The organism is Candidatus Nanosynsacchari sp. TM7_ANC_38.39_G1_1 (assembly GCF_004138385.1).
On sequence record NZ_PQNZ01000033.1, the window covers coordinates 1 to 8,622 of the forward strand.

The 8,622-nt window shown below is 49.5% G+C and carries 10 protein-coding genes; all 10 read left to right on the forward strand.

The genetic code is table 11. The features are described from left to right. The first annotated feature begins 25 nt into the window (after positions 1-25). The 10 genes from G1ANC_RS04050 (at position 26) to G1ANC_RS02780 (ending at position 8,460) form a co-directional block, all read left to right on the forward strand. Positions 26-163, forward strand: coding sequence for a hypothetical protein (locus G1ANC_RS04050; RefSeq protein ID WP_164997996.1), 138 nt, complete (start codon positions 26-28; stop codon positions 161-163). A 576-nt stretch (positions 164-739) separates the two neighbouring features. Further along, complete coding sequence (locus tag G1ANC_RS02740; RefSeq protein ID WP_129693492.1) at positions 740-1,165, forward strand: hypothetical protein; 426 nt, start codon at positions 740-742, stop codon at positions 1,163-1,165. Between the two features lie 345 nt (positions 1,166-1,510). After that, a complete protein-coding gene (gene rpsL / locus G1ANC_RS02745; protein ID WP_129693493.1) occupies positions 1,511-1,924 on the forward strand; it encodes a 30S ribosomal protein S12 in 414 nt (137 codons plus the stop codon). A 2-nt stretch (positions 1,925-1,926) separates the two neighbouring features. After that, entirely contained in the window at positions 1,927-2,406 is a 480-nt protein-coding gene (gene rpsG / locus G1ANC_RS02750; protein WP_129693494.1) for a 30S ribosomal protein S7, read from the forward strand. Positions 2,407-2,585: 179 nt separating this feature from the next. Then, positions 2,586-4,673, forward strand: coding sequence for an elongation factor G (fusA, locus tag G1ANC_RS02755; RefSeq protein ID WP_129693495.1), 2,088 nt, complete (start codon positions 2,586-2,588; stop codon positions 4,671-4,673). A gap of 83 nt (positions 4,674-4,756) precedes the next feature. Next, positions 4,757-5,377, forward strand: a complete 621-nt coding sequence (locus G1ANC_RS02760; RefSeq protein WP_129693496.1) for a DUF998 domain-containing protein — start codon at positions 4,757-4,759, stop codon at positions 5,375-5,377. A 131-nt stretch (positions 5,378-5,508) separates the two neighbouring features. Next, positions 5,509-6,693, forward strand: coding sequence for an elongation factor Tu (gene tuf, locus G1ANC_RS02765; RefSeq protein WP_129693497.1), 1,185 nt, complete (start codon positions 5,509-5,511; stop codon positions 6,691-6,693). A gap of 240 nt (positions 6,694-6,933) precedes the next feature. Beyond that, a complete protein-coding gene (rpsJ, locus tag G1ANC_RS02770; RefSeq protein ID WP_129693498.1) occupies positions 6,934-7,251 on the forward strand; it encodes a 30S ribosomal protein S10 in 318 nt (105 codons plus the stop codon). Between the two features lie 131 nt (positions 7,252-7,382). Continuing rightward, positions 7,383-7,703 (forward strand): hypothetical protein, encoded by a 321-nt coding sequence (locus G1ANC_RS02775; RefSeq protein ID WP_129693499.1) that lies wholly within the window; start codon positions 7,383-7,385, stop codon positions 7,701-7,703. A 94-nt stretch (positions 7,704-7,797) separates the two neighbouring features. After that, positions 7,798-8,460, forward strand: a complete 663-nt coding sequence (locus G1ANC_RS02780; RefSeq protein ID WP_129693500.1) for a hypothetical protein — start codon at positions 7,798-7,800, stop codon at positions 8,458-8,460. The last annotated feature ends 162 nt before the right edge of the window (positions 8,461-8,622 follow it).

Sequence of the window (8,622 nt, forward strand, 5' to 3'; positions counted from 1 at the left end):
ACAATATTAATTAAACAATATAACTATGAGTGAAGAAATCATCATAACCTATATCACCGTAGCTATACCGCATATAGTAATAATTGCAACCGTAGTAGCCGCTATCGCTTTGATTCGATGGTTTATTCGAAACGACAAGAAATCAAGCAACGACGACAAATAGCTCTTGTTATCATTTGTTTCAATTCCTAGTTATAAATATAGAGCTAAGTTTATCCGCAGCTGCAAACGTCGCAAACAGGTGAAAATGCTTGTTTTTCGTTATTTTTGCGCTTTTTTGCATAAAATTCAATAAAATTGCCTGATACATTGACTTACACATTCATATGTGATATATATATCAGCTTTCATTGACAGGGAGTAGATTCTTGTATGAAAGCGCACTTTGACAAGCCGACCAACCTTTGAAAGAGGTGTTCATTTCGTGCACTCGGAACTTATGATAGTGCATCGACCCCGAAAGGGGTTCATGGCTTGGCTCTTCAGGAGGGTCATGCCCCAGAATACTAGGCCAACTTTTGTTTGGCCTAAACTAGCTGTCGAAATCGGAAATGCCGGGTACTTTGGCAGGCGATGGCTCACTGCCGTCGCAGCAGTGTTGATTGCTATGACAATAGCCGCGGTAAAAGCGCTCTTACTCATCCCGGGGCTCGATAGCTCTGTGGTCAACCTGCTGACTCGCGGTTTTGCGACATTTCTTCCCCGGGGGTGGGCGACAGGGACTGCCTGGACTGTTGGTGTGGCAGGAGTTTTCCTCATAGGAGACTTCACGAACTACACGAAACAGCAGAAGTTTCTTCATAGCCTCAAAGCAACCGGATGTGGAGTGTATGACACCCTGTTGCTCTTCGCACTAATGGAAGAGCAAGCTTTTCGCTCCGGGAGCGAAAAGTGGAGCTGGCGCGAACGAGCACGCGCTAGTGTGTGCTTTGGACTCCTGCACATCACGAATATCTGGTACAGCCTGGCGGCAGGTATCGCCCTGTCAATGACTGGCTTCGGTTTTTTGCTGGTGTACTTGTGGTACTATCGCAAATACCGTAGCCAGGTTGTCGCTACAGCGGCAGCTACGACGTTGCATACGTTGTACAACGTCATAGCATTGAGTCTCATTGCCGCCGCAGCAGTGCTCTACGCAACAATCAGCATCATCAAGGTGTTGTAACCGAGACCAGTCTCCTGCGAACCTCTGTCAAAGTCTCTNACTTNTCATNTTCGCTCCATAGATGCNTNTCTATGCTGATGAGTCGGAAACGACGAAAGCGAATTTCTTATCCAATCATCACTAGCTGGGTTCATTCCTGACTCTGGCGTCCAGAAGACTGGCAAACCTTGCTTTTTAATAGGTTTTTTGCTACAATAGACCACAGAGTTTCTCTCGGGTGAAGCGGGGTTATCGGTGTGATAAAGCCGCAGCTCTCGAGATGCAGGCGGATGTTTGCTGCATTGCCGCTTGCGCCATGAGCCTTTAGCAAGCTCGTTTATTATCATCGTAATTAGGAGAAGTTGAATGCCAACTATCAATCAGCTGGTACGCAAACCTCGCCAGACGGCTAGCAAAAAGTCGAAGTCGCCGGCGCTAGGCCGTATCCACAATGCCCTCAAGGTGCGCTATTACAACCAAAACGCACCGCTCAAACGCGGCGTTTGCGTCAAGGTTACCACCAAAACGCCAAAGAAGCCGAACTCGGCGCTGCGCAAAGTCGCTCGCGTTCGCCTGACTAACGGCCACGAGGTTTGGGCTTACATCGGCGGCGAAGGCCACAACTTGCAAGAACACGCCGTGGTGCTAGTTCGCGGCGGCCGCGTACCAGACTTGCCAGGTGTGCGCTATCATGTCGTCCGCGGTGCGCTTGACCTGCAAGGCGTGTCCAAACGCAAACAAGGCCGCAGTAAATACGGTACCAAGAAGGAGGATAAGTAATCATGCCTCGCAAAGTTACCAAAAAGCTCCAGCGCCAATTGCAGCCAGATCGCAAATACCAGTCGATTTTGGTGCAGCGCCTCATCAACAAGTCAATGCTCAACGGCAAGAAATTAGCAGCCGAGCGGGCTGTCTATGACGCTCTAGCGCAAGCTGCCAAAACCCTCAAGAGCGAAGAGCCGCTAGAGGTTTTCGAAAAGGCAATTAACAATATTAGCCCGGCTTTCGAGGTTAAGTCTCGCCGCGTTGGCGGTGCTAACTACCAAATTCCGTTTCCAATTCAAGGCCATCGCCAGCAGCACTTTGCCTTTACTTGGCTAGTACAAGCTGCCCGCAGTAAAAGCGGCATGCCGTACAGCAAGCGCTTAGCGACAGAAATCGTCGACGCCTGCAACGAAACTGGTATTGCCTTCAAGAAGAAAGAAGACACTCACAAAATGGCCGAAGCCAACCGCGCTTTTGCTCATTTTGCCCGCAGCTAATCGTTTCTTTTCATGCAAATACAGAACCGCTCCTACGCTATACATAGGAGCGGTTTTGCGAAAGTTAAACTTAGCTATCATTTTTGTAAATTATCTGATATAATTGTCGCTAAGAGTAGTTTTTTGGTGCCAAAAAATAACCAAGAATCTCGACAAATCAACTTAATAGAGGAAAAACAATGGCAGCAACCGTTCCATTACAAAACTTTAGAAATATCGGCATTATTGCCCATATCGACGCTGGTAAAACGACTACCACTGAGGGTATTTTGTACCGCACTGGCTTGACGCATAAAATCGGTACCGTCAAGGGTGATGATGGCGGCGCCACCACCGACTGGATGGCGCAGGAAAAGGAGCGGGGCATCACTATTACCTCGGCGGCGGTGACTTGCTTCTGGAAAGGCCACAAGATTAATATTATCGATACGCCAGGACACATCGACTTTACAGCCGAGGTGGAACGTTCGCTGCGCGTGCTCGACGGCGCTGTTACCGTCTTCGACGGCAAAATGGGCGTCGAGGCGCAAAGCGAAACTGTCTGGCGCCAGGCCAACAAGTACAACGTCCCGCGTATTTGCTTCATCAACAAAATCAACCAGACTGGCGGCGACTTCTACAAATCTGTCGAGTCAATTCACAACCGCCTCAGCAAGCAAGCGTTTCCGATCCACTTGCCGATTGGCTTTGAAAAAGATGTTTGCGGCGTGGTCGATCTGATCGATATGAAGGCTTATACTTACGATAATTACACTGACCACGAGCTGAAAGTCGGCGAGATTCCGGCTGACATGCTCGAAAAAGCCAAGCATGCCCGCAGCCTGCTAGTCGAGAATGCTGTCGAGGCCGACGACGGCCTGATGATGAAGTTCTTCGACGAGGGCGAGGAAGCGATTACCATCGACGAACTCAAGAGTGCGCTGCGCAAACGCGTGCTGGCTGGCGACTTCTATTTGGTAACTGGCGGCGACGGCCGCGGCGTGATTGTCGAAAAACTACTTGATTTGATGGCAGATTACTTGCCAAGTCCGCTCGACGTCGACGAAATTTGGGGTAAAAATCCAAAAACTGGCGACGAAGTCGGCCGCAAACCAAGCGACAAAGAACCGATGGCTGCGCTGGCCTTCAAGATTGCCGCTGATCCGTTCGTCGGCAAGCTAATCTTCATCCGCGTCTACTCTGGCGTACTAAAAGCTGGCAGCTACGTCCTTAACACCACCACTGGCGAGAAAGAGCGCATTGGCCGCATCGTCCGAATGCACGCCGACAAACGCGAAGAAATCGATAGTGTTGGCGCCGGCGATATTGCTGCAGTGGTTGGGCTGAAAAATACTTTCACCGGTAATACTTTAGCTGAATTGAGTCATCCAATCGCTCTGGAGTCTATTGAGTTCCCAGAGCCGCCGGTATCAATTGCTGTCGAGCCAAAGACCAAAGCCGACCAAGAGAAGATGGGCATTGCTTTGCAGCGCCTCGCCGAGGAAGACCCAACCTTCCGCATTCACACCGATGAAGAGACCGGGCAGACGATTATGTCGGGCATGGGCGAGTTGCATCTCGAGATTCTAATTGACCGCATGAAGCGCGAATTCAATGTTGAAGCTAATGTCGGCGAACCGCAGGTTGCCTTCCGCGAAACCATCAAAGGTACCGCCGAAGTCCAAGGCAAGCACGCCAAACAGTCTGGCGGCCGCGGCCAATACGGCGATGTTTGGGTACGCTTTGAGCCGAACGAGCCAGGCAAAGGCTTTGAATTCATCGACGAAATCAAAGGCGGCGTGGTGCCGCAAGAGTATCGCCCGGCCGTACAAAAAGGTATTCGCGAAACTCTAGACGGCGGCGTTATTGCCGGCTACCCAGTAGTGGATGTCAAGGCAACCCTCTACGATGGCTCGTACCACGACGTTGACTCTAGCGAGCTGGCGTTTAGCTTGGCGGCGCATATCGCGACCCGCGCTGGTATCAAACAAGCCAATCCAGTCTTGCTCGAGCCAGTCATGAAAGTAGAAGTCACTACTCCCGAAGAGTTCATGGGCGACATCATCGGCGACCTCAACAGCCGTCGCGGCCGTATCGAAAGCATGGATGATCTAATGGGCGGCGCTAAACTAATCAAAGCAATCGTGCCGCTAGCCAACATGTTCGGCTACACATCAGACATCCGCTCAATGAGCCAAGGTCGTGCCGCATCGACAATGGAGCTAGCTCACTACGAGGAAGTTCCACCAAACGTTGCTGCCGAGATTATCGAAAAACGCAACAAGTAGTTTGATAATTAGCTCTAGCGAGAACTTCGCTAAATATGTAAACGCGCCTCTCACCAAGGCGCGTTTGCTGCTATAATAGATACATGAGCTACCAGCTAGCTGTTCAATTTTACAGGCGTAATCGCTTGCAGGTACTCTGCGCGCTATACGTAGTGATTTTAGCTTTTGGCGTGATTACCTCAATTGTGTTGTCTGATGATTCGCACTGGACAAGCTGGAGTCTCAGCCGGTTGGGCGAGACTAGTACCAACCGCCAGTCGGCTTTGGCTTTTAATACTGGTGTTTTTGCCTCAGGATTGATACTTACTGCTATCGGTATTTGCATGACCCGAAGCTATGCTAAGCTTCAGCAATCGCGCACCGCCAAATTGTCAGCTTGGCTGATGATTACTTTGTCTGTATGTATGGTTGGCGTAGCGCTTTGTCCGAATGACACTATGCACGCAGCGCATTTTGTTTTTTCGCGCGGGATAATTGTCGCTATGGTGTTAATGATGCTGACTTTACCGTCGAGCCTTAATTATTTGACACAGCGCGAGCGGCTGTTGTCATTTGGCTTTCCGATTTTTGCAGCAATTCTGGCAGCTCAGGGCTACATCTTGCGAAGCTTTTGGTTTGTGATTATCGAAGCTATATTGGGACTGCTGGCTGCTATTTGGTTGTTTATCGTTTGCCGGCATATTGATAAGCGTTTACGCCAGTAGCCACTTTACACCCGCAGAGCTTTCAACTATAATAAGAAATAACGCGCGACGCGTTTTGTCGAGGTGGCAACACTTTCGATAATTGCTCGCGTCGTGAATAACATAATACTAACGTTAGGAGAACTACTTCTATGGCAGACTTTGACCGTTCAAAGCCTCACATCAACGTCGGTACCATGGGTCACGTCGACCACGGTAAGACGACTTTGACCGCCGCCATTACCCACGTTTTGGCTAAGCGGCTCCCAAGCGACGTGAATAAAGCGCGCGACTACGCAGACATCGATAACGCACCAGAGGAAAAGGCACGTGGTATCACTATCGCTACCTCTCACCAGGAATACGAGTCAGAGAATCGCCACTACGCGCATGTCGATATGCCAGGCCACGCCGACTACGTCAAGAACATGATCACCGGCGCTGCTCAAATCGATGGTGCTATTCTCGTGGTGGCTGCCAACGACGGCCCATTACCGCAAACTCGCGAGCACGTATTGTTGGCTCACCAGGTTGGCGTGCCGAAGATTATCGTCTTCCTCAACAAGATGGACTTGGCCGACCCAGAGCTGGTCGAATTGGTCGAGATGGACGTTCGCGAACTGCTCACCAAGAACGGCTACGACGGCGACAATACACCAATCATCAAGGGCTCAGCCACCAAAGCTCTCGAGGGCGACAAAGAATCTGAAGACGCTATCATGGAATTGGTCAAGGCGATGGACGACTACTTCGAGCTGCCAAAGCGCGACCTCGACAAGCCATTCTTGATGCCAATCGAAGATGTCTTCTCGATCAAAGGTCGTGGCACCGTGGCTACTGGCCGTATTGAGCAAGGTGTCATCAAACTGAACGACCCAGTCGAAATCGTTGGCCTAAAACCAACTCAGAGCTCGGTCGTAACTGGTATCGAAGCCTTTAAGAAAACTCTCGACCAGGGCCAAGCCGGCGACAACGCTGGTTTGCTGCTGCGCGGTATCGAGCGCGAACAGATCGAGCGCGGCCAGGTTATCGTTGCTCCAGGCACGCTGACGCCGCACACCGAATTCGAGGCTGAAGTCTACATCCTCAAGAAAGAAGAGGGTGGACGCCACACGCCGTTCAGCAAGGGCTACAAGCCGCAGTTCTACTTCCGCACCACTGACGTGACCGGTGAAGTTGAATTGCCAGCCGACAAAGAAATGGTTATGCCAGGCGACCAAGTGACCTTTAAGGTTAAATTGCTCGCCCCAATCGCTATGGACAAAGGTCAAGACTTCGCTATCCGCGAAGGCGGCCGTACTGTCGGCGCTGGCGTGGTGACCAACATCATCAAGTAATTTACACTCTGTAAGTTACTACCGAAAGCACCTCCGGACTATCGGGGGTGCTTTTATTGTCTGCAACCAGCGGTCACCGACAAGATTAAACCTTAACACGTCTTATCGCCCGCGCAGTTCTTGCAATTCACGCTAATTATTGCTATAGTAATGTTCGTATTAATTAATCGCCTCGAGAACTCTGCCAGACGCTAACGAAACCGATTCGAGCGGAGGTTACGAGGTAAAAGGAGTAACAAAATGGCCGAAGATAAAGGTCTCACTATCCGCATCCGCCTCAAGGCGTATGACCACACAGTTATTGATGAATCTGCTAAGCGAATCGTCGACACCGCTGTTCGTACTGGCGCGACAGTCGCCGGACCAGTGCCTCTGCCAACTCGCCGCAGCACTTATACGGTAACGAAAAGCCCGCACGTCTACAAAATGGGCGGCGAGACATTCGAAATGCGCGTACACAAGCGCTTGATTGACATTTCTAACGCTACGCCGAAAACCATCGAGAACTTGCAAAATCTATCATTGCCAGCTGGCGTTGACGCCGAAATTAAAATGTAAATAGCATCTCGCTCTTTGCGCAAGAAAAGACTCTACGAGCACTGAGAGGGTCTTTTCTTTTTCTATGAGACAGAATAGCAGTTATAGAGCCACGAAACAGGGAAGTACGACGCTTATGATATACTTTAATTATGGCTTCACAGCGGCACAAACAACGCACATATGCCCGCAACCGTGTATTTAGCCGGCGCGGCAACGAAAAGTTCGAGCCCGACGGCGTCTATTTGCTAAAACTAGTCACGGTAACGATTGCTGGCACATTATGGCTAAAATTCAAAGTGCCGCTAGACATCGGCAGCTTAACGCTATCAGCCTTTCCGCTGGGGCTAATTGGCGGAGCACTGGCCGTTTATCTCTGGGAAAAGCGCCCAGGCAACCGGCACATATGGTACGCGATTTTGCTAGTCGTAGCTATTGTGTCATATTTCTTGCCAGCAGGAATCTTGCTTTGACGGCCACTAAAAATTTGTCCTTAAATAACTCCAAATTTTTAGCGCTTCGTCTGTACATGAATACGGCATGGTATAATGGAATTCAGGAGGGCGCATGGCACTAACTAATGACGACAAGCAATGGATTAAAGAAGCAATTGTTGAAGGCGTTAACGGAGCGTTGGAGACAATTGTACTACCGCGATTTGACGCAGTCGAAGCAGATATATCGGAATTAAAGAGAGATGTCTCCGAACTGAAAGAAGATGTCTCCGAACTGAAAGAAGATGTCTCTGGACTGAAAGAGGATGTCTCTGGACTGAAAGAGGATGTCTCTGGACTGAAAGAGGATGTCTCCGGGCTGAAAGAGGATGTCTCCGGACTGAAAGAGGATGTCTCTGGTCTGAAAGAAGATGTATCTGGTCTGAAAGAGGATGTCTCCGGGCTGAAAGAGGATGTATCTAGTTTGAAAAGCGACATGCGCGAGGTCAAAAGCCGGCTCGACAGTGTTGAGAGTGATATTCGCGAAGTCAAGGATCGACTTAACGGTGTTGAAAGCGAGATGCGCGAGGTCAAAAATCGACTCGGGCGAGTTGAAGGCGAGCTGCAGGCACTTACTAACGATATTGAAGAAATATACGACGTTATTTATGGCAAGCCGAACAAAACCCTGATGAGCGCCAGCTTTTCCAAGATGTCGTCAAAAGAAAAGCTGCTAGTCATTAACGAAGAATTGTTAAAAATAGCGAAAGATACGGGCGTTGTTTTGCCGCGCTAAAAAGCGATCGTATAGAAACTTATAATCTAATGTATCAATCTACAAAGACAGTATTAAAACCTTAATTTAAAATGATTCGATTTTATTTACAAAAACTAGTTCGCGATAAAGTCGTGAAAAAGTGTCTGGATGACGAAGAAGTTTTACATACGGAGTACCGCA

Coding starts and splice junctions, on each gene's coding strand:
- rpsG (WP_129693494.1), top strand. CDS start 1,927: ATGCCTCGCAAAGTTACCAAAAAGCTCCAGCGCCAATTGCAGCCAGAT.
- G1ANC_RS02775 (WP_129693499.1), top strand. CDS start 7,383: ATGGCTTCACAGCGGCACAAACAACGCACATATGCCCGCAACCGTGTA.
- G1ANC_RS02760 (WP_129693496.1), top strand. CDS start 4,757: ATGAGCTACCAGCTAGCTGTTCAATTTTACAGGCGTAATCGCTTGCAG.
- fusA (WP_129693495.1), top strand. CDS start 2,586: ATGGCAGCAACCGTTCCATTACAAAACTTTAGAAATATCGGCATTATT.
- G1ANC_RS02780 (WP_129693500.1), top strand. CDS start 7,798: ATGGCACTAACTAATGACGACAAGCAATGGATTAAAGAAGCAATTGTT.
- rpsJ (WP_129693498.1), top strand. CDS start 6,934: ATGGCCGAAGATAAAGGTCTCACTATCCGCATCCGCCTCAAGGCGTAT.
- tuf (WP_129693497.1), top strand. CDS start 5,509: ATGGCAGACTTTGACCGTTCAAAGCCTCACATCAACGTCGGTACCATG.
- G1ANC_RS04050 (WP_164997996.1), top strand. CDS start 26: ATGAGTGAAGAAATCATCATAACCTATATCACCGTAGCTATACCGCAT.
- rpsL (WP_129693493.1), top strand. CDS start 1,511: ATGCCAACTATCAATCAGCTGGTACGCAAACCTCGCCAGACGGCTAGC.